22 protein-coding genes and 1 pseudogene are annotated in these 24,685 nt (G+C 45.4%); 12 read left to right on the top strand and 11 right to left on the bottom strand.

Annotated elements, in window-relative coordinates; translation table 11 throughout:
• Positions 1–26: 26 nt before the first annotated feature.
• The 5 genes from JCM23214_RS14955 (at position 27) to JCM23214_RS14935 (ending at position 4,726) form a co-directional block, all read left to right on the top strand.
• A complete protein-coding gene (locus JCM23214_RS14955) occupies positions 27–1,061 on the top strand; it encodes an ABC transporter permease (protein WP_051548213.1) in 1,035 nt (344 codons plus the stop codon).
• Entirely contained in the window at positions 1,058–1,987 is a 930-nt protein-coding gene (locus JCM23214_RS14950; protein ID WP_037493714.1) for an ABC transporter permease, read from the top strand. The genes JCM23214_RS14955 and JCM23214_RS14950 overlap by 4 nt, the downstream gene beginning before the upstream one ends.
• Positions 1,988–2,024: 37 nt before the next feature.
• Entirely contained in the window at positions 2,025–3,104 is a 1,080-nt protein-coding gene (locus JCM23214_RS14945; RefSeq protein ID WP_025899648.1) for a BMP family ABC transporter substrate-binding protein, read from the top strand.
• 86 nt (positions 3,105–3,190) lie between these two features.
• On the top strand, positions 3,191–4,207 hold the full coding sequence (locus JCM23214_RS14940) for an adenosine deaminase (RefSeq protein WP_025899647.1): 1,017 nt from the start codon (positions 3,191–3,193) through the stop codon (positions 4,205–4,207).
• 81 nt (positions 4,208–4,288) lie between these two features.
• Positions 4,289–4,726, top strand: coding sequence for a group III truncated hemoglobin (locus JCM23214_RS14935; RefSeq protein ID WP_025899646.1), 438 nt, complete (start codon positions 4,289–4,291; stop codon positions 4,724–4,726).
• On the opposite strand, the gene JCM23214_RS14930 is transcribed toward JCM23214_RS14935, so the two are convergent.
• Positions 4,723–5,604 carry a LysR family transcriptional regulator gene (locus tag JCM23214_RS14930; RefSeq protein WP_159104375.1) on the bottom strand — a complete coding sequence of 294 codons (882 nt, stop codon included), beginning with the start codon at positions 5,602–5,604 and terminating at the stop codon, positions 4,723–4,725. The two genes, JCM23214_RS14935 and JCM23214_RS14930, sit on opposite strands and share 4 nt — an antisense overlap.
• A gap of 149 nt (positions 5,605–5,753) precedes the next feature.
• Between JCM23214_RS14930 and JCM23214_RS14925 the strand changes: the two genes are divergently transcribed.
• From JCM23214_RS14925 to JCM23214_RS22780, 6 genes and pseudogenes are all read left to right on the top strand, one after another.
• The gene (locus JCM23214_RS14925) at positions 5,754–6,956 is read left to right on the top strand and encodes a urate hydroxylase PuuD (protein WP_037493713.1); all 1,203 of its coding nucleotides are present in this window, start codon (positions 5,754–5,756) and stop codon (positions 6,954–6,956) included.
• Between the two features lie 56 nt (positions 6,957–7,012).
• Positions 7,013–7,840, top strand: a complete 828-nt coding sequence (locus JCM23214_RS21195) for a glycosyltransferase (RefSeq protein WP_051548207.1) — start codon at positions 7,013–7,015, stop codon at positions 7,838–7,840.
• Positions 7,841–8,635: 795 nt separating this feature from the next.
• Positions 8,636–10,093 carry an ATP-binding protein gene (locus JCM23214_RS22785; protein WP_159104374.1) on the top strand — a complete coding sequence of 486 codons (1,458 nt, stop codon included), beginning with the start codon at positions 8,636–8,638 and terminating at the stop codon, positions 10,091–10,093.
• A gap of 19 nt (positions 10,094–10,112) precedes the next feature.
• Complete coding sequence (locus tag JCM23214_RS14910; protein ID WP_025899642.1) at positions 10,113–10,928, top strand: PAS domain-containing protein; 816 nt, start codon at positions 10,113–10,115, stop codon at positions 10,926–10,928.
• Between the two features lie 13 nt (positions 10,929–10,941).
• A pseudogene (locus JCM23214_RS26115) lies at positions 10,942–11,214 on the top strand (PAS domain-containing protein); the annotation flags it as partial.
• A 144-nt stretch (positions 11,215–11,358) separates the two neighbouring features.
• Positions 11,359–13,257: a hybrid sensor histidine kinase/response regulator gene (locus JCM23214_RS22780; protein WP_267879426.1), complete on the top strand. Its 1,899-nt coding sequence runs from the start codon at positions 11,359–11,361 to the stop codon at positions 13,255–13,257.
• 5 nt (positions 13,258–13,262) lie between these two features.
• On the opposite strand, the gene JCM23214_RS14900 is transcribed toward JCM23214_RS22780, so the two are convergent.
• Together JCM23214_RS14900 and JCM23214_RS14895 are read right to left on the bottom strand one after the other, a co-directional pair.
• Positions 13,263–14,480, bottom strand: coding sequence for a serine hydrolase domain-containing protein (locus JCM23214_RS14900; protein ID WP_025899640.1), 1,218 nt, complete (start codon positions 14,478–14,480; stop codon positions 13,263–13,265).
• Positions 14,481–14,502: 22 nt separating this feature from the next.
• Complete coding sequence (locus tag JCM23214_RS14895) at positions 14,503–15,354, bottom strand: fumarylacetoacetate hydrolase family protein (RefSeq protein ID WP_025899639.1); 852 nt, start codon at positions 15,352–15,354, stop codon at positions 14,503–14,505.
• A gap of 199 nt (positions 15,355–15,553) precedes the next feature.
• On the opposite strand from JCM23214_RS14895, the gene JCM23214_RS14885 reads away from it, so the two are divergent.
• Positions 15,554–16,333, top strand: coding sequence for a sulfite exporter TauE/SafE family protein (locus JCM23214_RS14885; RefSeq protein ID WP_084264862.1), 780 nt, complete (start codon positions 15,554–15,556; stop codon positions 16,331–16,333).
• Here the strand turns inward: JCM23214_RS14885 and JCM23214_RS21180 are convergent.
• From JCM23214_RS21180 to JCM23214_RS14850, 8 genes are all read right to left on the bottom strand, one after another.
• Positions 16,330–18,711 carry an ATP-binding protein gene (locus tag JCM23214_RS21180; protein ID WP_199899644.1) on the bottom strand — a complete coding sequence of 794 codons (2,382 nt, stop codon included), beginning with the start codon at positions 18,709–18,711 and terminating at the stop codon, positions 16,330–16,332. The genes JCM23214_RS14885 and JCM23214_RS21180 overlap by 4 nt on opposite strands.
• Positions 18,712–18,734: 23 nt before the next feature.
• Positions 18,735–19,088 carry a hypothetical protein gene (locus tag JCM23214_RS24855; RefSeq protein WP_199899643.1) on the bottom strand — a complete coding sequence of 118 codons (354 nt, stop codon included), beginning with the start codon at positions 19,086–19,088 and terminating at the stop codon, positions 18,735–18,737.
• On the bottom strand, positions 19,078–19,359 hold the full coding sequence (locus JCM23214_RS14875) for a hypothetical protein (RefSeq protein ID WP_025899636.1): 282 nt from the start codon (positions 19,357–19,359) through the stop codon (positions 19,078–19,080). Before JCM23214_RS14875 ends, JCM23214_RS24855 begins: the two co-directional genes overlap by 11 nt.
• A 30-nt stretch (positions 19,360–19,389) precedes the next feature.
• Positions 19,390–19,767: a response regulator transcription factor gene (locus JCM23214_RS14870; protein ID WP_025899635.1), complete on the bottom strand. Its 378-nt coding sequence runs from the start codon at positions 19,765–19,767 to the stop codon at positions 19,390–19,392.
• Positions 19,768–19,942: 175 nt separating this feature from the next.
• Positions 19,943–21,886, bottom strand: coding sequence for an acetate--CoA ligase (gene acs / locus JCM23214_RS14865; RefSeq protein ID WP_025899634.1), 1,944 nt, complete (start codon positions 21,884–21,886; stop codon positions 19,943–19,945).
• A gap of 159 nt (positions 21,887–22,045) precedes the next feature.
• A complete protein-coding gene (locus JCM23214_RS14860) occupies positions 22,046–22,762 on the bottom strand; it encodes an ABC transporter ATP-binding protein (RefSeq protein ID WP_025899633.1) in 717 nt (238 codons plus the stop codon).
• The gene (locus JCM23214_RS14855; protein ID WP_025899632.1) at positions 22,762–23,520 is read right to left on the bottom strand and encodes an ABC transporter ATP-binding protein; all 759 of its coding nucleotides are present in this window, start codon (positions 23,518–23,520) and stop codon (positions 22,762–22,764) included. The genes JCM23214_RS14860 and JCM23214_RS14855 overlap by 1 nt, the downstream gene beginning before the upstream one ends.
• A gap of 12 nt (positions 23,521–23,532) precedes the next feature.
• Positions 23,533–24,684, bottom strand: coding sequence for a branched-chain amino acid ABC transporter permease (locus tag JCM23214_RS14850; RefSeq protein WP_037493741.1), 1,152 nt, complete (start codon positions 24,682–24,684; stop codon positions 23,533–23,535).
• Position 24,685 lies beyond the last annotated feature (1 nt).

Below are 24,685 nucleotides of genomic sequence, written 5' to 3'. Positions count from 1 at the left end.
TAAAAAGGCCCGAACCATCGCGGGCCATGGTCTACCTGACCCCCTTGATGGCGTTAGTGCTGACTGTCGTATGCAGTATGGGTGTGTTTACTTTTTTGGGAGTAGACCCGGTTGAGGCTCTTAGAAATTTTTTCATTGTGCCAATTAACAATGCATACGGAGCTTCTGAATTATTGGTAAAAGCGACCCCTCTTATCTTGTGTGCAATTGGCCTTTCTGTTGGATTTAGAGCTAATGTCTGGAATATTGGTGCTGAGGGTCAATTGACTTTGGGAGCCATATTCGGAGGAGGCCTCTTTGTCTATCTGCATGACGTTGACAGCGTCTTCCTCTTACCGGGCATGATCCTACTTGGCGCGATTGGCGGGGCCCTTTGGGCAGGTATTCCGGCGTTTCTAAAAACCCGGTTTAATGCCAATGAAATTCTAACCAGCCTTATGCTTGTCTACGTGGCTACGCTGCTTTTGAGCCTTTTAATACATGGACCATGGAGAGATCCAGACGGCTTCAATTTTCCAGAATCCCGAATGTTTAGTGAAAGCGCGACAATGCCGTTAATTCTGGAAGGAACGCGCCTGCATTTTGGTACAATTCTTGCCATTATCGCTGTGCTGGGAACCTGGTTAATGCTTGCAAAAACATTGGTCGGGTTTCAGATAAAAGTGATTGGAGCAGCCCCTAAAGCTGGTAGTTATGCGGGGTTTAGCCAGAAAAAGATCATTTGGTTCACCCTTCTATTCGGCGGAGCAATGGCAGGTATTGCCGGAGTGTCCGAAGTATCAGGGCCAGTTGGTCAACTCCTGCCTTCCATTTCTCCGGGCTATGGATTTACTGCCATTATCGTAGCGTTTCTGGGACGCCTTCATCCAGTAGGAATTATTTTTGCAGGCCTGCTGATGGCGCTTACCTATCTGGGAGGAGAAACGGCTCAAATCAATCTCGGACTGCCCGTAGCTGTAACCGGTGTGTTTCAGGGTATGGTCCTCTTTTTCCTTTTGGCCTGTGACGTTTTAATTAGTTACCGCTTTGCACTTAATCGAACCGGGAGGGTTTCAGGATGATGGGTATTGAATGGCTGGCTCCGGTAATCCTGACGGTTATTACTGCGGCAACACCGCTCGTATTTGCGGCAATAGGTGAACTTGTGACTGAGAAATCAGGCGTTCTCAATCTAGGCGTTGAAGGAATGATGCTCGTCGGTGCGGTATCTGCCTTTGTCACAGCGACACTCACAGGAAACTACATTTTGGCGGTAGCAGCAGGTGCGCTTGCCGGAATGTTTATGGCGTTTCTATTTGGAATTCTGACATTATCACTCATGGCCAATCAGGTTGCGACTGGCCTCGCACTCACATTGTTTGGAGTTGGTCTTAGCGCGCTGATTGGACAGGATTTTGTAGGAACTCCTGTCACGGCACTGGCGAAACTGAATATTCCAGGATTAACAGATATACCTTTCATCGGACCGATCCTGTTTGGTCAAGATGCGCTTGTGTACCTGTCTTTTGTTTCAGTCGCTGCCGTAAGCTGGTTTTTATACCGGACTAAAGCTGGACTTATTCTGAGAGCTGTGGGCGATTCACACACTGCGGCCCATTCAATTGGATATTCGGTCATCGGCATTCGATATCTTGCCGTGATGTTCGGCGGTGCAATGTCCGGAGTGGGCGGTGCATATCTATCACTAGCCTATACACCAATGTGGGCCGAAAACATGACTGCCGGTCGCGGCTGGATCGCGCTGGCCCTGATCGTCTTTGCGACATGGAAGCCGGGTCTTGTTCTGATCGGTGCATATATGTTTGGCGGTATTACGATCCTGCAGCTTCATGCGCAGGCTGCTGGGCTGGATCTTCCTTCGCAAACTCTTTCCATGTTGCCTTATCTGGCCACAGTTATTGTACTGGTGCTGATTTCGAAAGATCAGTCCCGGATCAGAAAACATGCCCCCGCCTGCATCGGAAAAATCTTTCATCCAGCGGCATAGTTGGGCATAGTAACGCTATAAGACAGAGGAGAAACTTATGACATCAAAAACAATAGCATCCGTGTTAGGTGCGGTTGCGGTCGCTGGCTCAATGCTGGTATCTGCAAACGTATCTGCACAAGATAAAGTCGGCTTCGTCTATGTGGGGCCAATCGGAGATCATGGCTGGACATACCGTCATGACATTGGCCGCCAAGCGGTTGAAAAAGAACTCGGTGACAAGGTCAAGACAACTTACGTAGAAAGCGTCAAGGAAGGCCCCGACTCAGAACGTGTCATTCGTCAAATGGCTGCAGATGGTCACAAAATCATCTTCACCACATCCTTCGGCTACATGAACCCGACTCTCAAGGTTGCGAAGCAATTTCCTAACGTGAAATTTGAGCATGCGACAGGTTTTAAACGCTCAGCCAACGTTAGCACATATTCCGGCCGTTTTTATGAAGGCCGTTATGTTGTTGGTAAAATTGCCGGCAAAATGACCAAAACAAATGTTATTGGCTATGTTGGTTCATTTCCAATCCCAGAAGTTGTGCGCGGCATCAATGCGACAGCACTGGCAGCACGCAGCGTAAACCCAAATGTAGAAATCAAAGTTGCTTGGGTTAATACTTGGTATGACCCGGGTAAAGAAGGAGATGCAGCAAAAGCTCTCATTGATCAGGGTGCAGACATTATCATGCAACACACAGACAGCCCTGCCCCATTGCAGGTTGCTGAAGCACGCGGTGTCTGGGGCGTCGGTCAGGCTTCTGACATGCATCACTTTGCACCAAAAGCACAGCTGACCGCTATCATTGACAATTGGGACAGGTACTATGTTGCACGGGCAAAAGCAGCTCTTGATGGTACTTGGAAATCACAAGACACATGGGCAGGTCTGAAAGACGGCATGGTAGAAATGGCGAAATTTAACGAAGCCATTCCTGCTGACGTAATCAAGCTGGCTGAAGAAACTCGCGATGGGATTATCAACGGTACTATTCACCCGTTTGCAGGCCCTATCAAAAAACAGGACGGTACTGTTGCCGCCAAAGAGGGTGAAACCCTTGACGATGGAACTCTCCTTGGAATGGACTGGTATGTTGAAGGTGTGCAAGGCAAATTGCCTAAATAATACCTGAGCGACAAAAAGAAACCCCCGCTGGACTTGAAGCTTCTGGCGGGGGTTTTATGTTATCTGAATGAATGGAGGACAGGGAAATGGCTGATATTAGAGACTTCATTGAAGGTCTACCGAAAACTGAACTGCACTTGCACATAGAAGGTAGTCTTGAGCCGGAGCTTATGTTTGAACTGGCAAAGCGCAACGAAATTGACCTGCCTTATGCTTCTGTAGAAGAGGTACGTAAAGCATACCAATTTACTCAGTTACAGGACTTTCTGGATATTTATTATCAGGGAATGGGGGTTTTACAAACCGAACAGGACTTCCATGATCTGACAATGGCTTACCTTGAAAAAGTTCATTCGCAAAATGTAATGCATGTTGAAATCTTCTTCGACCCACAAGGACATACAGATCGCGGTGTCTCTTTTGATACCGTTATAAACGGTATTTCAAGTGCTTTGGATAAAGGGCGAGAAGAGTTTGGTATCAGCAGCAAGCTAATCATGTGTTTCCTACGCCATTTGGATGAATTATCGGCCGAAAAAACGCTGGATGCCGCTCTTTTTCATAAAACAAAAATCCATGGTGTGGGATTGGACTCATCTGAACTGGGCCACCCTCCTTCCAAATTCAAAAACGTATTTGAAAGAGCACGGCGCGAGGGATTTAAGCTCGTAGCCCACGCTGGTGAAGAAGGGCCCCCAGAATATGTTAAAGAAGCTCTGGATATATTGAAAATTGACCGCCTAGACCACGGGAACCGCAGCCTGGAAGATGCGAGCTTGACTGAACGCCTGGCGGACAGTCAAATTGCACTCACGGTTTGTCCACTTTCCAATTATAAATTGGCGGGTGTCACTGACATGAGTAAACACCCCATCAAAACCATGCTGCAAAAAGGCCTCAAAGCTACAATAAATTCTGATGACCCTGCCTATTTTGGAGGGTATATGACGGAAAACTATTTAGCTGTAGCAAATGCTCTCCCACTAGAGAGAGATGAAATCATTACTCTGGCTCAAAATGGTATTGACGCGACTTTCTGCACCGAAAAAGAAAAAGAGGTCATGCATGAGAAGCTTAATGCCTACATTGCGGCTAACCCATGAAACCAAGATAGGACTAAATGTCACATTTTACATGGTACCTTAGTGCAGTAAAGTCGGGCGTAGCTTTTTAAGGAACCTTCCATGCATGATCAGAACTTCGAACGCCGCAAGAACAGAACTGTCCGTTTCAGTGACGAGCAAATAGTTGAAATGGTTGATCGTTTTTATGAGGGTGTAAAGAAACATCCTCGCCTCGGCCCGATTTTTAACAACAGCATCGGTGATAACTGGCACGTCCATCTGCCAAAAATGTATCGTTTCTGGTCGTCGGTTTTAAATACAAGTGGAGTTTACAGTGGGAATCCCATGGCAGTTCATATGAACCTCCAGCAGCATGTGGAGCCGTCAGACTTTTCTCATTGGCTGGAGCTGTTTCGTGCAACCCTTGATGAACTTTTTACCAAAGATGAGGCCGATTTCATCTATTTGAAAGCAGAAAATATTGCGAAAAGCCTCTCGCTTGGCATGTTCTTCAACCCGGCAAGTCCTCATCATATGCCTGAGCTCAGGCAAACCTAGGCACCTGTAAAATCCTGAAACTGTTGCGAAAGGAAATCCAGAATAAGCTGCATCTTTAACGGAAGTATTTTTCCTAGAGGATAGAGAGCATTGATAGATACCGGCGCTGGCGGCGTATCGGTAAGTATTTCAATCAACCTGTTATCCCGCAACAATGTGATGACCTCCCAGCGGGATTTGAGTGTTATCCCCAGCCCTTCAAGAGCCCACTCTCGCAGGACATCTCCATTATTACTCTCTAGCGAACCAGTTATCGGCAAGCGAACCGTGCTGCCCCCCTTTCGAAATTCCCACTGAAATTGCGTGGATCCCGGAAAGCGCAGTAGCAGGCAATTGTGATCCAGAAGATCTTCAATTTTTTCAGGCATTCCCCGTTTTTCAATATAGGATGGCGACGCACATAAAATACGAGGACTATCCGCAAGTTTTCGCGCAATAAGACTTGAGTTTTCTAACTTGCCAATTCGAATAACAAGATCAAAACCATCTTTGAGCGGATCGACAAAACTGTCAGCCAAATGCAAATGAATGTTGATATCCGCATATTTTTGCTGAAATTTTGCTAATGCTGGCGCCACATACTTGCGCCCGAACACAGTTGGAGCAGATATTCTGATTGTTCCCTTTGGATTATTCTGTCGACTTGATAAGTTGGCTTCAGCAAGCTCGACCTGCTCCAGAATAGTTTTGCAATCCTCAAAATAGGCGTACGCCTCATCGGTGGGGGCAACTTGCCGTGTAGTTCGGTTCAACAACCGAATGCCTAAATCCCTCTCCAACTTTGCAACACGTGCACTGATCACGGCGGTAGAGAGCCGCAATTCCCTTCCAGCCTGAGAGAAACTCCCTTTTTCAACCACTGCCACAAAGGCAGCCATATCAGACAAGCTTGCCATTATTTTAAAATAATTTTTGAAAGGTTATAGTGCATTATCAGGCTTTTCATCATGCAGAAAATCCGCGAAACTGCAAGACATATGTGACGAGTTGGATGCAGCTGAAGAGCTGCCTATTCGGGAGTGGGAAAATGGGATTTGATGTCATGGAGTGGATCCATCTTGGTATCCGCTGGATTCACATCATAACTGGTATTGCGTGGATTGGTGCCTCTTTCTACTTTATTTGGCTGGATATGAACTTGACGCCACCGGAAAAAGATGGCCGCAAAGACAAAGATGGTGTTGGCGGTGAGTTATGGGCGATCCATGGTGGTGGTTTTTATGAAGTTCAAAAATATCGTCTAGCTCCCCCGACTTTGCCTGCGCATCTTCATTGGTTTAAATACGAAGCCTACTTTACCTGGATAAGCGGTTTCGCCCTTCTCTGTGTTCTTTACTATTTTGGGGCTGAAATCTATCTCATTGATAAATCTGTTGCCGATATTTCAACGGACGCAGCTATCCTAATTGGTCTTGGCTCGTTAGTTGGTGGCTGGGTTATATATGACTTCCTGTGCAAGACGCCACTTATCCAACATCAAGGTGTCTTTGGACTGGTCCTTTTTATATTGCTAACTGCTGCAGCGTGGGGGCTTTCGTTAGTCTTTAGCGGAAGAGGCGCATATATCCATGTGGGTGCCATTATAGGAACCATAATGGCCGCCAATGTGTTGATGATTATTATGCCCGGTCAACGTGCCTTGGTAGCCGCAGCTGAAAAAGGTGAAGTTCCCGACCCCGAACCTGGATTAAAAGCAAAACAACGTTCTTTGCATAACAACTATTTCACTTTACCAGTGCTGTTCATCATGATCAGCAACCATTATCCCGGAACTTTCGGTCATGAATATAGTTGGCTGGTTCTAGCAGGTCTGGCACTTGTTGGCATTCTTGTCAGGCATTTTTTCAACATGAAAAATCAAGGGAAGGCCAAGCAGGGTTTCTTTTTGCTTCCCCTCTCTTTCCTTCTGTTTTTTCTTGTCGCATATTTTGCTGCACCCAAAGCCATTGACTTGTCGGAAGGGCCTGTCGTCCCCTTTGCTACTGTTCACGCCATCATCGAGGAACGATGCGTGAGTTGCCACGCCCAAAAACCAAGCAATACAGATTTTGAAGTGGCACCAAAGGCAGTAAAGCTGGAAACAGTTGATCAGATCAAACGCGAAATAAATCGTATTCGGCAACAAGTGGTGGAAAGCGATGCCATGCCGCTTGGCAATGTTACGGAAATGACCCCAGAGGAAAGATTGCTGCTTGGGCGATGGATCGCCCAAGGAGGTAAAACCGAATAATAGACTGGCTATACAAACCGGCCCAGCTTGCTATAACCCAAGTAAGGGGAAACGACATGAAACTCATGCAGGCAATTGGCGGTGCTGGGCACGGTGGCGCCGAAAATTTCTTTGTGCATCTGGCCACAGCATTTGAACAAGCAGGTTGGGACCAGCAAGTTGCTTGCAGGTCTCACCCTGCTCGCGACCAACAGCTCAAAGCAGCAGGTATCGCATTTGACCCGCTGAAATTTGGCGGTGCATTGGACCTACTAACACCGTTCAGGCTGCAAAAGATCGCTAATCGGTACAAACCTGATATATATTTGAGCTGGATGAGTCGTGCGGCGTCCATGACGCCAAAGGGCAATTTTCCCAAATTTGCACGAATAGGGGGTTATTATAATCTAAAGTATTTCAAAAAATGTGATCACCTTGTCGGGATTACACCTCATCTGTGTGAATATCTCATCCAACAGGGTTGGCCCCAAAACAAGGTGCACTACGTTCCTAATTTTCTGGACTATCATCCGCAGCCACCTCTAAGTCGAGCCGAATATTCCACACCGGAGGAAGTCCCATTATTACTACTGCTCGGACGCCTGCATCCGATAAAAGGCTTTGATATAGCGATCAGAGCCCTGAAAAATATCCCAGAGGCTTACATGTGGATAGCTGGTGAAGGCCCTGAGGAACAGAAACTTAAATCACTTGCGAGTGAATTAGGCCTAATCGGCCGGGTTAAATTCTTGGGTTGGCGAACTGACAAGGAAGCGTTGCTGGCTAGCGCCGATATAATTGTCTTCCCCTCTCGTCAGGAGGGTTTTGGCAATGTAATTCTGGAAAGCTGGGCATCTAAAACCCCAATCGCAGCCGCGCGCGCGCAAGGCCCATCGGCTATATAGAACACGGATCAACAGGCTTGTTAAGTAATATAGAGGATAGTGATCAGCTATCAGAAAATATTAATACCTTAATTCAAGATAGATCCTTGTTTAAATCCATCCAACAAAATGGTCTGAACGCCTATCAGAAAAGTTTTACAAAAGAACAGGCTTTAAATAATTGGGAGCAACTGTTTAACTCTGTTTTGTGATGTTCTGCCAAAAATTTATAGCTCCGCAATTGTGCGCTTCTTAACTTATATTAAATAATGGTTATACTACTGTATCAATTGGCTCGCTTGGTTTAAGCGGCCACGATTGGACATGTGACCGTAAATGCGGAAAAAGCTGAAAAACAGTATCGCGATGAAACAGGCCAAAACTGCTCTGATTGCAGCCGTTTTGGTGGGTTTTGTTTTTAGCTTTTCCCAGCTTTTACATGATCTGGCCCAGCAACATGAAGGGACACAAAAAAATATTGAACATATTCTGGGAAGCATGCGGGATCCCGCGACTAAAGCCGCCTATAACCTAAGTACAGACTTATCAAGTAAAGTCTTAAACGGATTGTTCGAAAACCCTCAGATTAGCGAGGGATATTTATATGCAATTCTTGGTTCAGGCCAAAACGAGCTTCTCGCTCAAAAAACCAGAGAAAAACAAAATGAAAACCTGACAGGACTCGCAGAGTGGATTTTCGATGTTCAAAAGCTATACGAACTCCCCCTCATACTGGACGACAAACGGACCGTTACAGGCCTGATTCAAGTTCGCTTGGACGCGACATATTTAACGCAAACCTTTCTGGACAGAGCTGTGTTTGTTTTGACCGCCGGTTTTGCAAGAAACCTAATTCTGGCTTTGGCCTTAATTATTGTTTTTTATCACACCCTCACCAAACCAATTGCTCAAATCGCTGAACGCATTAGTAAAATTGATATCGAGCATCCGGAGCGGGGTTTATTGCAGACACCGAAATCACATGAACAGGATGAACTGGGTACTCTCACAAAAGGTATCAATAAAGCCCTAAAATTACTGGGAAGTAACCTTGAGCATCGCAGGCTAGCTGAAGAGCAAAAAGAAGAAAGCATGCTAATGTTCGAAACATTGGCTAAAATTAGCTCAGATATTTTTTGGAAGACCGACAAAAATTTTCAAATTGAATTGATTTCGTCGGATCAGCAGTCAATCAAGTTAGAAAGCAAGCTCCGTCTAAATGGCAAGAATTTAGCGAAGTTGTTTCTAGACAGAAGCACACCGGAACTTACAACTATTATAAGAGATATCGTTGAGAATCCTCGTGATTTTCGAGATATCCAGATTAAATTCTCAGAATTTGAAAAACCCATCATATTATCCTTTTTTGGCAGCGCAAAGTACGACTCTCACGGTCGATTTGAGGGGTATTTAGGCTCTGCAGCAGATATAACGGCAAGCTATCTACAGAACATGGCTTTTGAAGAAACTCAGGACAAATTGAGACAGTCGCAAAAGATGGAAGCCGTTGGTCAGCTCACAGGTGGGATTGCACATGACTTCAATAACCTGTTAGCAGTCATAATCGGAAACCTGGAAATTCTGGGAGAAGAACTTACAGACAGCCCACACCTAAAAAAAATGGTAGAGTCTGCGATTAAGTCCGGCGAAAAAGGAGCTGTACTTACTCAGCAATTGTTGGCCTTTTCCAGAAAACAGGCGCTCCATCCTGAAGTCGTAAATTTAAATGAACTCATCACTAATTTGTCCGGGATGTTAAAGCGAACGTTAGGTGGAGACATTGAGGTCGTTACCCACTTGGATGAAAATGGTTGCGAAGCATTTATAGACTCCACCCAGTTTGAAAACGCCATCATCAATCTGTGTATCAATGCCAGGGATGCAATGCCGGGAGGTGGTACTTTAACAATCACCGCTGAGAATTTTGAAATCAACACGCCACAAAATGGAGTTGGAGGAATGATGCAACCCGGTGGATATGCCAGAGTATCCGTAGCAGATACAGGCACGGGTATGGATAAACTTACGTTGCAAAAATCCATGGAACCATTTTTTACTACAAAGGATGTTGGTAAAGGAAGTGGAATGGGGCTTGCTATGGTTTTTGGATTTGTCGCCCAATCTTTAGGAAATATTCAGATCGAAAGTGATATAGGTGAGGGAACTTGTGTAACACTATATTTACCCCGGCCAACAACCATCGATAGTTCGAGTGATCGCCGCAAAACAGAGAACTCTCAATTTGTGCCCGGAAAAATTGCAAATATTAATTAGGTACCTGTAAGTGAGTAACGTGTCTGATACCCAAATATCCACCTTGGACAAAACGATACTGGATCTAATTAATGTCCCTGCTGCGATCTGTACACGCGAAGGAGATATCCTGCATGCCAATGCCTCCTTTCAGACCACAATACTGAAAGGCACTTCACATTCAGACTACGCGTTAGTTGATTTAGTTTCCGAAAATACATGCAATTCCCTACAAAATTTTCTTGCGCACCCTTCGCCCGCCCCTCTTGTCCTGAACAATGCAGAACTCATTGACACGCGCTCGTATTCTCACAAAGGCAAACTGACGCTTAACTTTTCTGATAATCATATAATTTGTAAATTCGAATTCGGAAATACTAACCCTACTGACAATCTCGTCACGCTGAACGGTTCAGAAATCGTCGAGTTCATTTTAAATGCAATACCAGCCCCCGCTTATTTCAAAGATACGGCTCATAGATATCGCGCATGTAACCAAGCGTTCCTTGATTTCTATGACCGTAAACGCGAAGACGTTATAGGATTTACGGCTCATGATCTTGTGTCAAAAGAACTGGCTGACCAGTTTCAATATTTTGACAATGAGATTTTTGACACTGGAGAAGTCCAAATCGAGGAGAGTATTAATGAGAGTTCTTCCGGTGAAATAAAAAATGTAATTTTCCAAAAAACTGCACTTAAGGACAAAATTGGAAACGTACAGGGCATTATTGGGATTGTACTAGATGTAACTGAAACGCGCAAAACTGAAAAAGAGCTTGAATACTCAAAAATGATTTTTCAGGGAATTGTCGAGAACAGCCCAGCGCATATTTTCGTAAAGGACGCAGAGTAGATATCAAGTCGTCAGTAGAAAGCTGAACCATATTTTCGGCTGGGAAGACGGATATATGATCGGCAAACATGATACAGAGATCTTTCCTGAAGACATCGCGAAAGACTACTTGAAAGCCGACCAAGAAGTTCGCAACTCGGATTTACCGATCATTGTTAAGGACAAAAGAAACGTTAATGGTGAAATTAAAGATCATCTTACAGTTAAGTTTTCTTTGAAAGATTCAGAAGGAAAGGTTTTTGCGACAGTTGGGATTGCAACCGAAATCACAGAATTGGTGGAGGCCGAAAACAAATTAAAACTGGCAGCACAAGATCTAGAAGAACAGATACGCCAAAGAACTGCTCAAATCACGGAAGAGATCAGAGATCGTGAACGGGCAGAAAAAGACATTTACGAAATCCTCTCCATTAGTCCGATCAGCGTTGGTATGACCAACCTCCAGACAGATAAAATCATCCTAGAAAACAAGAGCCTTATTGATCTTTTTCAACCCCCAGGCGGAACATTAATTGGATTGGAGCCAACAATTCTTTGGGAAGTTCCTGAGAACCGACAGGAAATTCTAACGCAACTAGATGAAAAGAAAAGCTACGCGCTTTCAGACGTGTCCTTAAAAAAATTTAACGGCGAAACCTTTCCTGCAAAAATTTATGGAAGATACTTGGAACGCGATGGTGTTCCCTATTCAGTTTTCTGGATTATCGATCAATCTGAAGAAAAAGCTGCGCAGAAAAAAATTATTGAATCCGAAAATTCGTTACGTGATATGCTGGCTGCTAGCCCGGTAGCGCTGGGAATTTCTGATATTAAAACAGGCAAAATTTCATTCGTGAATGAAAGCTTGTCAAATCTGTTAAAAATGCCAGCGGAAGACCTGTTGGGCGATACGACTTTCCAGTTTTGGCGGAAAGCGGAAGACAGAGTAGCGTTCGTAGAGGAGTTCAAACGAACCGGTCGGGTCAAACCAAAAGAAATGCAAATTCAACGTCATAATGGTGAGCCTGTTTGGGTGCTGATTAGCTGGACAACAATAATCATTGAAAATGAACCCAAAATTGTCTTTTGGCTAAACGACATTTCTCAAATCAAAGAAGCTGAAGAAGTTTTAAAAGCTTCTCATGAAACACTCGAACAGCATGTCGCTCAACGGACAGAGGAATTACGTTCAGAAATAGAGGAGCGCCGAAAGATTGAAGATGCGCTTCGAAAAAGCGAAGAGCAATTCGAAGCCTTCGCTAGTTCAGCATCCGACTGGTTTTGGGCAACAGATGAAAATCACATTTTCAATCATGTCTCTGATCGTTTTGAAGAAATGACAGGTTTATCTGCTGATGACTTTATGGGCAAGTCACGTATGGAAGTACTGGAGAAATACGCAGACGAAGAGGTTTGGCGAGAGCATCACGATATTATCTTAAATCATAAACCTTTTAGGGAGTTCACCTACGCCGCAACCCGCAATGATGGTAGTGTTTTATATGCTTCTATCAGTGGGATGCCGATATTTGACAATAACGGTGAGTTTAAAGGCTACAGAGGCGCCGGGCGCGACATCACTCATCAGATTATTGCTGATGAACAGGCTCATCAGATGGAAGAACAGTTGCGTCAGTCACAAAAAATGGAGGCACTCGGCCAACTGACAGGTGGCATCGCACATGATTTCAACAACATACTGGCGGTAATTCTTGGCAATGTAGAGCTGGCGAGAGAAAAAATTGAAAAAGACCTGCAACTGGAAAGCCATCTTAAAATAGTTGAGGCTTCTGCTATAAAGGGAGCAACTTTAACGCAACGCTTGCTGGCCTATTCACGTAAACAATCGTTAAGACCGGTCGCAGTAAACCTGAACGAGCTGGTTAGCGGAATATTGACGCTGGTTGATCGCCTGCTTGGTGAAACTATCGTTATAGAAACAGAGTTTAACGATGAGACGCCACCTGTATTTGCAGATGCAAACCAACTGGAAAACGCTTTGATGAATTTGTGTATTAACTCACGGGATGCAATGCCCAATGGCGGCATTCTAAGAATTTCCACAGGTATGCTGGACCTCAATACAAATAGAGAGCTATATCCTGACCTTTCCCCGGGTTGCTATAGCTGGCTTGAAGTTACTGACACGGGTAAGGGAATGGATCCACAAACCCTCGCCCACGTCTTTGAGCCCTTCTTTACAACGAAGGAGGTTGGTAAGGGAACCGGGCTTGGACTGAGTATGGTCTATGGTTTTGCTCACCAGTCAAATGGTACTGTCGATATTGACAGTAAGTCTGGCGATGGAACGCGTGCCCGAATTGTCCTGCCTAGTTACACTTCTGAATAAATCGGTCAATCAATCAAGGACTGATAAACGAGTGCCCTCAATTCCTTACGGATCGGATAATAACTGGATGGTAACAACTGGGTTGCAAACACAATGGTCATATCTTCGATCGGGTCCACCCAAAAAACAGTACTCGCCATGCCCCCCCATCCAAAGTCACCAGGAGATCCCATCATTTGAGCTTTTGCTGGCTCCAACATAACCCAACCACCAAGGCCAAATCCAACCCCTTCAAATGAGACTTCTGAAAAAACGGGTTGTCCCATCGATGCCAAGTCGCCCGGCATGTGATTACTTGTAATAAAATCGACCGTTCGACTACCTAACAGGCGATACCCATTATATTCCCCACGCCGTCTGACAAGTTCAGCAAATTTCCGATAGTCAGCGACAGTGGACAACAGGCCACCTCCACCAGACAGGCATTTTACCTTCTCAGATGCATAAACCGTATTTTCAGCACTATCGACCAATTTAAGCTTCCCTTCGGAATCCGGTGTGTAGCTGTTTGCAAGCCGCTCCAACTTGCCATCCGAAATTGAAAAGGAAGTATCTTTCATTCCTAGTGGCTGAAGAATTTTAGCAGAGAGGAATTTATCCAGAGGCTGCCCTGAAATTATTTCCACCAGTCGCCCAACGACATCGGTCGACACACCATAATTCCAGCGACTACCTGGCTCAAACTTCAACGGTAAGCTGGCCAGACGACGGATTTCACTTTCCAGCGCCCCTGATTTCGGACCAAAGTTCATTTTCTGCGCAGCGTACTCGCTTTCCAGTACACCCAAATTGAAGTCATAGGTCAACCCTGAGCAATGCGTTAAAAGGTGCCTGATAGTCAGCTTGACTTTAGCCGGTTCCGTATCATCAATAGTTTGAGCGTTGGAACGCAAAACCCGTATGTCTTTAAATTCCGGAATAAACTCTTCAACAGGGTCGTCCAGATGGAAAAGCCCCTGCTCATAAAGAGTCATCAAAGCCAGTGAAGTGACAGGTTTGGTCATCGAATAAAAACGCGCGATGGTGTCCACATTCCATTTTTTCCGCGCGTCAATATCCGCATAACCTGTCCAGTTGGAGTAAACGACTTCACCTCCACGCATTAAAAGAGTCTGCGCTGCAGGCAACTTTCCCTCTTCGACATATCGCTGCATCCATTCAGTGATATTTTCAAGACGCGCAGCAGATAATCCCATTTTTTCAGGCTTTGCCGTTAACTCCATTTTACCCTCCCTTTTGTTGTTATTAGGGTTTTGCCGCGATTGTTTTTTGAGTTTGACGCCCCAAACCTTCGACTTCCAAGATCATTGTTTGACCTTCTTTTAGATATACAGGTTCCGGTTTCACACCCATTCCAACACCTGGCGGCGTTCCTGTGGAAATTATATCGCCTGGTTCCAGCGTCATAAATTCTGTGAGATGAGATATGATTGTTGGCACATCAAAAATCATGGTTTGTGTTGTTCCGGACTGATAGCGATGCCCGTCTACCTCCAGATACATAGATAGATTACCTGTATCGGGAATTTCATCACGAGTAACCAACCAGGGACCTATCGGGCCGAAAGTATCGTGACTTTTTCCTTTTACCCACTGACCAGAGCGCTCTGTCTGAAATGCGCGTTCAGATACATCATTCACGGTGCAATAGCCCGCAACATATGAAAGCGCATCATCAACGGAAACATACTTCGCCCTCTTGCCAATTACGACGCCCAATTCAACTTCCCAGTCGGTCTTCTGCGATCCCCGTGGAATCTCAATATCATCATTTGGGCCACAAATCGCTGAAGTCGCTTTCATGAAAACAATCGGTTCTTTTGGAATGGGATTACCGGTTTCTTCCGCATGATCCGAGTAATTCAATCCAATACAAATGAATTTGCCCACACTCCCAACACAGGGGCCAATTCGTGTTCCTTCAGCAATTTTTGGCAAACTTGCAATATCAACTGCCGCCAGCTTACTCAACGCCTCATCGCCGAGTACAGCACCATCAATATCTGAAACAATACCTTCCAGGCTCCGGACGGCACCGTCCTGATCCAATATGGCTGGTTTCTCCTGACCTCTTGGGCCAACACGCAATAACTTCATAATCTTTCCTTTTTCTTGCGCCCGATGGTGGCAGATTGCCGAGGCAAATTTATATCACTAATAATGATCCCGAAAACCACTATAGGCAACCAAATGAAAACTTTCAGCCAAAACGGTGCATTTCAAACAATTAACTGTTCATCTGTATCCAGATTGAGCTACTGTAGAAAAAAAGAACAACCAGACAATCCTATCTCCTATGACCCCATTGATAGATCAATTAATAACCGATTTTAACATCATCCACTTTGCAGTGATCTGCCTAGCCTTAAGCTTGGGTGCTCTTGTTAAGGGCATTAGTTCTTTCGGATTGCCGACTGTATCAGTACCAATTTTAATCATGGTACTACCTCTTCCAACAGCCATTTCAGTATTGGCGGTCCCTTTAGTCTTGAGCAACCTCTACCAAATGCTCATTGCTGGCGATGTCAAAGGATCAGTTGCGCGACACTGGTCACTCTATCTGACGGTTCTCGTAACCCTGCCAATTGGCGTATATTTTCTCGCAGTTGCAGACACCAATACTTTGTCCATTATTTTGGGTATCGTGTTAATCTTAGTCACTTCGATGGAGTTACTGGGGCTGACCTTTGATTTTGTAAAAACGAAGCAGGCCTTTATAGCACCTGTTATCGGAGTTTTTTCAGGCATAATTGGTGGCATGACATCCTTGTTTGCCATCATGCCAATATTCTTTCTGGTAGCTGTCGGACTTGAAAAAGAGCGTTTTGTTTCCGCTGTTAGCGTACTTTTATTTAGCGGCAGCACCCTACTTGCCATTTGCCTTCAGCGGACAGACCACCTTGGCCTTCTTGAGGCAGTATACGGCCTTCTGGGAATGGTACCGATCATGTTTTTCATATGGCTGGGAACGCAACTTCGCAAGAAAGTCGATCAGGAATTATTCCGCAAGGTGGTTTTAAGCCTCATTTTATTAATCGGCGCGTCAATGATCTACCGAGCGACTATCGGCTTCTAAGCGTCAGTCTTGATTTTTTTGTCAACGGTTTCAGCTTGGAGCGGAAGTGTAAAAGTGAAGCATGCGCCTCCTTGCTGGCTATTTTCAGCCCAGATTTCACCTCCTAGATATGTTACGATCTGCCTGCAAATCGCCAATCCCAAACCGGAACCTTGTGGCTTGTTGCCTGTTGCTGATACGCTTTGATGAAAGCGCTCAAAGATCTTCTCTTTAAGTGGAGCGGGAACGCCCATTCCATTATCCAAAACCGATATTTTGATCCAATCATTGTCGCGGCACACTGAAAGATGGATTTTACCATTCCGTGGGTTACAAAACTTTATCGCGTTTGAGACCAAATTAATGACCAATTGAATTAACTGATCCCTGTCTGCCTGAACCGACGGGAGACTCTCAGGTATGTCTGTGGTTAGTATAATTTCCTTCTCCTTAATCAGGCCGTTTAGCGCTGTAACCGCTTCATCGATTGTTGACACCAAGTCGACCTCTGCCAGCTGCCAATCCATTCTTCCTGCCTCCATCTTGGCAAGGTCCAGCAATTGATCAATCAAACGAGTTAATCTCTCACTTTCGGTAATAATTATTCCCAAAAACCGAGCTCTCTCCTCAATTGGAACATCCGGATTGTCCGACAAAATCTCTCCAAAAGCTCGCAAACTAGTCAACGGCGTACGTAACTCGTGGCTAACCATGGACAAAAAATCATCCTTTAGTGAATCCAGTTCCTTCAAACGATCATTGGCCAACTGTAATTGCCGGGTGGCCTCTTCCAGTTCTGCTGATTTTTGCTCCAACCGATGGCTATATTCAATCACCTGGCTGGTCTCATCCAGAATGCGATAAACCTCATCAATACTCACAATTTCGCCCTTGACGATAGAGCCGATCAATACCCTTGCCGTGGCTGATCCGATAGACCCTGCCAGCAGTCGCTCCGCATATTCCAGCAGAGGAGCGTCTACCACCTGATTTTTTCGAAGTGTAATACTGCGTTCCTGGGCAAATTGATCGAAGGCTTCCGCGACGCGGCCGACCCCAACAAATCTCCCTACCAACTGCTGAAGCTCTTCGACGGTTACAGACCCCTTCCAATAGGTATTGTCGTTACCACGTTCTGTGAGCTTAAACACGTCCACAAATAATTTTGCCTGAATTCGCTCAATTGCTGTTTGGTGACTCAATAAGGAAATTACCCAATATCCACCGACATTGAACATCATTGACCAGATCAAGGCATGGGTTAAGCGATCAAAACCTTCAAGTCCCAACAAAGAGTAAGGTTTTAACCAGCTAAGACCGAACGGCCCCTGCTCAATAAAACTGATCGGCAACCATCCTGACTGCGCAAGTGAGGGTAAAAATAGAGTATACATCCAGACAATAAATCCGAGAGATAACCCAACAATTGCACCATTAAAGGTTCCATTTTTCCAAAATATTCCCCCGATTATTGCAGGAGCGAATTGCGCGGCAGCGGCAAAAGACACTAGACCAATTGTCACCAACGAATAGGACTCACTTGCAAAACGATAATAGCCATACCCGAGTATAAGGATAATCAGAATACTGCCTCTGCGTATCGCCAGCAGCAACCCGGTCAAATCGGTATTTTTATCTGCTTTAAACCATTTCCACCGAAGAAGTATTGGCATAACCAGATCGTTGCACACCATTGTTGCAAGTGCAATCGCTGCCACAATCACCATTGAGGTCGCCGCAGAGAGACCTCCTAAAAATGCGATTAGGGAAATGGTCCCATGATCATAATAAAGGGGTACGGTCAGCACGAACATATCAGCATCCACAGCTGCGCTTGCGAACGCAAGTTTTCCTCCCAGTGCGATCGGCAATACAAACAAATTGATCACCAAAAGATAGGCAGGGAATAGCCAGGTAGCTTTTCGCACATACCCTTCGTCGGGATTTTCCACGGCTGTAATATAAAACTGGCGCGGCAAACATATGATAGCAGCCATCGATAGAATTATCATGGTTATCCACAGGCTGTAATCATTTCCCTGATTTACGGTAAATAATCTCTCCAGTTCGGGATCGACAGAAGCCCTTTGAAATATGTCTGCAAAGCCGTCGAATATGCCATAGGTCACAAAAATTCCAACACACAGGAACGCTACGAGTTTCACCACAGACTCAAACGCAATCGCCGCAACCAGTCCTTCATGGTGTTCACTTGCATCAATGTGACGGGTACCAAACAATATCGCAAAAAGCGCAAGAGCAATCGCTACGATGAACGTCGTATCGATAAAAAATATAGGTTCAATAGGAATTTCCGGAATTTTGCCACCGCCCGAATAGGTAATCAATATTCGAAAACTGGTCGCGATTGATTTTAATTGGAGTGATATGTATGGCATCGTCCCAATCACTGCAATTATAGTTACCAACCACCAACTGATCGTTTCCCATATCTCGACGCTATAAAATCCGCTATTGAAGTAATTCTGTTCTGCTTGCATATCCGAATAATTTTTATCCAGATAAATGACCACAGAACAAAAACCAATGTTGGCCCCAGATATATGGGAAGAAAATCCAAACCTGATGTAGCGGCTCGGCCAACACTTCCATAATAAGTCCATGAAGTACAAAACACCGCAATTGACAGCGTATAAATATACGGATTTCTCGACAATACGTTCTTCAGGCTACTGCGTGTGTCCACATAATGCGCAATTGCAAACAATAAGCCCAAATATAAAAAAGAGGCCGTGATGACAACGCTACTTGGCATCCTCAGCCCCCAAACTTTCATTTAAAATGGTGTCATTCGAGGGGGTTGGCATTTGCATTTTCGCAGCATCATGCATTTGCCTTTTTCGGGCTCCGATCGCAATAAAAACGATCACTAACGCCCAAAACCCATATAAATACAAAAAACTAAGAGGAAAGCTGAAAACCAGAGTCGGTTTATCAAATACCATTAAAACAGGTGGCGTGATGCCCAGAAAAAAAAGGCAAAACACAAAAATTGCCCACTCTTTTTTTCGTCCGGTTCGTTGCATTTATTGCCCCCTTATAACCGAGAGGCTCACTCAGGAAATTTCAATCTTGAGTAACCGTTTCGCCAGGTCACCCAATTCTCGGGTGGAAAAAGGCTTGGTCATAAATTCGTCAGCCCCCAGCTTCAAGGCTCGCTCCCGATCGGCCTCTCTACTTTTGGCAGACAACATAATGATTTTAACATTCTTGCAGGCTGGATTATTTCGAATTTCCTCGCAAACAGCGAAACCGTCACGTTTGGGCAACATAATATCCAACAACACCAAATCAGGCACATACTCGGCGACAGCCTTCAGCGCCTGCTCTCCATCTGAAGCAACACGCACTGTGTACCCTGCCTGTCGCATAACAAATTGCAGAGATAATACTATATTTGGCTCATCTTCAACGACTAGCACTGTATTTGACATAGTGTCGCGTTCCCTCCCAAGACACAGCGACATGGCCCCTATTCGCATTCATTATTTAATATTTTGGACACGAACACAATAAAAGCCACACTCAATTAATATGAAGTGTAGCTCAAAAGCGCCAGTATGGCTACGCTGCAAAACGCTGCTACGTAACACACTGGCGCAGATAGTCTTATTTTCTATTCATTCTATTTTCAATCAACTCGTCCACGACTGATGGATCCGCTAGCGTGGATGTATCCCCAAGGCTGCCAAAATCGTCTTCAGCAACCTTCCGTAATATCCGGCGCATAATTTTCCCTGAACGCGTCTTCGGTAGACCTGGCGCCCACTGAATTAAGTCAGGAGCAGCAATGGGACCAATTTCCTGTCGAACCCACGTGACAAGCTCTTTTCTCAATGCATCGCTTGGCTCTTCACCCATGGCCAGTGTCACATAGGCGTAAATACCCTGTCCTTTAATATCATGCGGATACCCAACAACTGCGGCCTCTGTTACTTTTGGATGGGCAACAAGAGCACTCTCTACTTCCGCTGTTCCCATACGATGCCCAGACACATTTATCACGTCATCCACGCGCCCCGTAATCCAGTAATATCCATCGGCATCCCGCCGAGCACCATCACCTGAAAAATATTTGCCGGGGAAGGTTGCAAAGTATGTCTGGAAGAAACGCTCATGGTCACCATAGACAGTTCTCATTTGTCCCGGCCAACTATCACGAATGCATAGTACGCCTTCACACTCGCCTTCGAGTTCCTTACCATCATTGTCAACCATTACCGGATCGACACCAAAAAAAGGACGCGTTGCCGAGCCGGGTTTCAAGTCGGTTGCACCGGGTAGCGGTGTGATCAGAATGCCACCTGTTTCAGTTTGCCACCATGTATCAACGATGGGGCAACGCTTATCACCAACGACTTCGTGATACCACCGCCAGGCTTCAGGATTAATCGGCTCTCCAACAGAACCAAGTAACCGCAGTGATTTTCGGGAGGTTGCTTTTACGGGTTCATCACCGGCCTGCATAAGCGCCCGAATTGCAGTCGGGGCAGTATAGAAAATATTGACGTTATGCTTGTCACACACATCCCAGAACCGGGACATGTTCGGATAATTGGGAACCCCCTCAAACATGAGTGTTGTCGCACCGTTAGCAAGCGGTCCGTAAAGTATATAGCTATGGCCGGTCACCCACCCCACATCCGCAGTACACCAGTAAATATCACCATCATGATAATCAAACACATACTGGTGCGTCATTGAGGCATATACCAGATATCCGCCACTAGTGTGTAACACGCCTTTTGGCTTACCAGTGGACCCAGAGGTATACAAAATGAAAAGCGGGTCTTCTGCATTCATTTCTTCCGGTTCGCATTCCGCTGGAACGTTGGCGGTAATCTCATGGTACCAGTGATCCCGTCCCTCTACCCAATTGATAGGATTACCTGTTCGTTTAACAACGATACAAGTTTTGCAGTCAGGGCAACTCTCCAGCGCCTTGTCTGTGTTCACCTTCAATGGGACTATACGTCCGCCGCGAACGCCTTCATCGGCAGTTATGATACAGTTGGACTCGCAATCCTGAATTCTACCGGCCAATGCATCGGGGGAGAAACCGCCAAACACAACAGAATGAATGGCACCAATGCGAGCACAAGCCAGCATTGCAACAGCAGCCTCGACAATCATTGGCATGTAGATCGTAACCCGATCACCCTTGTTAATGCCTTGCCCCTTCATAGCGTTAGCAAGCTTGCAAACTTCCGCGTGAAGCTCTCTGTAGGTCAGAGTTTTATCATCAGTGGGTTCATCGCCTTCCCATATGATAGCAGTCTGATCCGCCCTTTTAGCGAGATGTCGATCCAGACAATTGGCACTGACATTTAATGTGCCATCCTCGAACCACTTGATGTGAAGATCTTTCTCTTCATAGGAAACGTCTTTGACTTTTGTATAAGGCTTTATCCAGTCCACGCGTTTTCCATGTTCCGCCCAAAATTTTTCCGGGTTTTCGATGGAGGCGTTATACATAGCTTCATATTTTGCGTTATCAATCCACGCCGTATTCGCTGTCTCTGCCGGCACTGGATAAACTTCATTTACGGACATTTCCTGCTTCCCTTTGCGCGCCTTCAAGTATGTTCCTGAATAGCGTATCTCTAACGATATTTCTGAAACCCCTATTGGTATCAAGTCAGAGGCGTTTGTCAAACGCTGGCGATCTTAAATCACATTAACTGAATACACATCTCAACCACTTTAAAATTATCAAATCGCTAAGTATTCGTGACGTAGTTCCTGATTATCCAACACTTCTTGTGCACTTCCGCGAAAAGCGATTTTGCCCATATCGAGTATGAGCGCTTTATCGGCCAATTGAAGCGCCGCGACTGCATTCTGTTCAACAATTATCGTCGTGATGCCCAGTTTACGAACCTCTATCAGAATACGTTCAATTTCTTCGACGATGACAGGAGCAAGTCCTTCATAAGGTTCATCAAGGAATAGAATTTTTACATCCCGTGCCAATGCCCGCGCCACGGCAAGCATTTGTTGTTCACCGCCAGACATGGTCGTCGCTTCCTGATTACGACGCTCACCCAAGCGAGGAAAATGATCATAAATTTTCTCAATCTCCCAGCCTTTTGGCTCTTCAACTTGCGAGAGGATCAGGTTTTCCTCAACTGTCAGCCCGCCTATTATTCGACGATCTTCCGGCACGAGTTGGATCCCAGCTTGCGCCGCCTGATAGCTCTTCATTTCATGAACGGCCTGCCCATTTAGATAAATTTCACCTTGAGTTAGAGCGGGCTCATCGACCCGCGCCAAAGCTCGTAAAGTGGATGTTTTGCCAGCTCCGTTCCGTCCAAGGAGGGCAACTATTTCACCTTCCTCTACATCGAAAGAAACCCCTTGCACAATATAGGACTCACCGTAATAGGCGTGAATATCGCGAACACTAAAAAATGCATTTTGCTCTGACATTAGTGGGCTCCTCCCAGATACGCCTCTTTTACCTTGGGGTTTTCGCGAACATCTTCGGGTTTACCCCCTGCGATAATCTCACCCCGCGCAAGCACGCTAACCTTGTCAGCCAGGCTAAAAACCACATGCATATCATGCTCAATAATCACCTTGGTCATCCCACGACTTTTGATTTTCTTAAGCAAATCGATTGTTCGGTTTGTATCATGACGAGACATACCGGCAGTGGGCTCATCCAGCAACAATAGGCGAGGGCGCAAAATCAGGCACATACCAAGCTCTAAACGCCTTTTATCACCGCGGGATAAACTCCCAGCTTCTTGCAACATCTGATCAGCCAGCCCAACATCTTCAAGAATATGTTCTGCCTCATCCCGAATATCTCCCTGTTGCGCCAATCCAGAATAAGCGTTCAGCTTGAAAGCCCCATCACGTTTGGAAAAAGCCGGTAACATAACGTTTTCCAATAAAGTCATTTCAGGGAAAATCTCTGGCGTTTGAAACACCCGGGCCACGCCCATCTGTGCGATTTCATGCGGCTCACGGCCAGTCAGCTCCTGCCCCTTGAAAGTGACATGGCCCGAGTCAGGCTTCAGTCTACCGATACAGACATTCAACAAGGTAGATTTTCCAGCCCCGTTAGGACCGATTATCGCATGTGTTGTTCCTTCTTCCACATGTAAATTAACATCGGAAAGAGCACTCAAACCACCAAAGCTTTTCTGAATATTATCCAGGTGAAGAACCAAATCACTCATACCAACTACCCCCTATTCACCCGGTTGATCCTGAGGGGAAGTATTCCCCCCAGCAATTTTTGAACTTTTTCTCTCTCCAGCTGCGAATTTTGCAAGGCGTGATAATCCCTCAACAATTCCGCCAGGAAGATAAATTACAATGACCATAAACAGAATACCGAGGGTCAAATGCCAGCCACTTCCAACAAACAAACCAACAATAGGCACAATTATTTCTGCGACAGCGTTGGGTAAGAATGAAAAAATTTCCATCAGCACATTGTTATTGAAAGCAGAGAAAATATTTTCAAAATATTTAATGAGCCCTGCACCAAGCATCGGTCCCGCCAAGGTACCAACACCCCCCAAAATTGTCATAAGCACAACTTCACCAGATGCTGTCCATTGCATCCGCTCTGCACCAGCTAGAGGATCTGTTATAGCCAACAGAGAACCAGCCAAACCCGCATACATACCCGAGATTACAAAAGCCGTGAGCATGTAGGGGCGCGTGTTCAAACCAGTATATCTCATTCGGTTTTGGTTTGATTTGATACCGCGAAGCATCAATCCAAAAGGCGACCTGAAAATCCGCATTGAAATATAAAAACAGATGATCAACAAAACGGCACAGAAGTAAAAGCCGGGATAACCGCTCATTTTGAGACCAAATAGATTTGTTGATGGCAAACCTGACCCAGCTTCAATAAAAACGCTATCAATAATTCGAGGATCCTGCTGCGACAATTGCAACCCTGTTTCACCATTAGTGATCGGCGTCAGGACTGAATACGCAAGATTGTAGGACATTTGTGCGAACGCGAGTGTCAGAATTGAAAAATAAATTCCGGTTCTACGCAAGCTCAGGAACCCGATTGCAGCAGCCAATATGCCAGCGAAAAATACCCCGAATACAATTGCAGGTAAGGCATTCATGGTCAGTAGCTTAAATGACCATACCGCAGCGTATGAACCGACGCCAAGAAAAGCAGCATGACCAAAAGAAAGATAACCTGTCAGGCCAAAAAGGATATTAAATCCAATTGCGAAAATTCCGTAAATGGCAAAACGCTGCAGCAAATCCGGATAGTTCCCACCCAAAGGCTCGAGCCACAAAGGCATCGCCAAGATAATAACCGCGAATAACACGAACCGGGTGGTATCAGTTAAAGGACCTAATTTCATT

The organism is Sneathiella glossodoripedis JCM 23214, from assembly GCF_000616095.1.
In the GTDB taxonomy this organism is placed as follows: domain Bacteria; phylum Pseudomonadota; class Alphaproteobacteria; order Sneathiellales; family Sneathiellaceae; genus Sneathiella; species Sneathiella glossodoripedis.
This window is presented reverse-complemented; position numbering and strand designations above follow the sequence as displayed.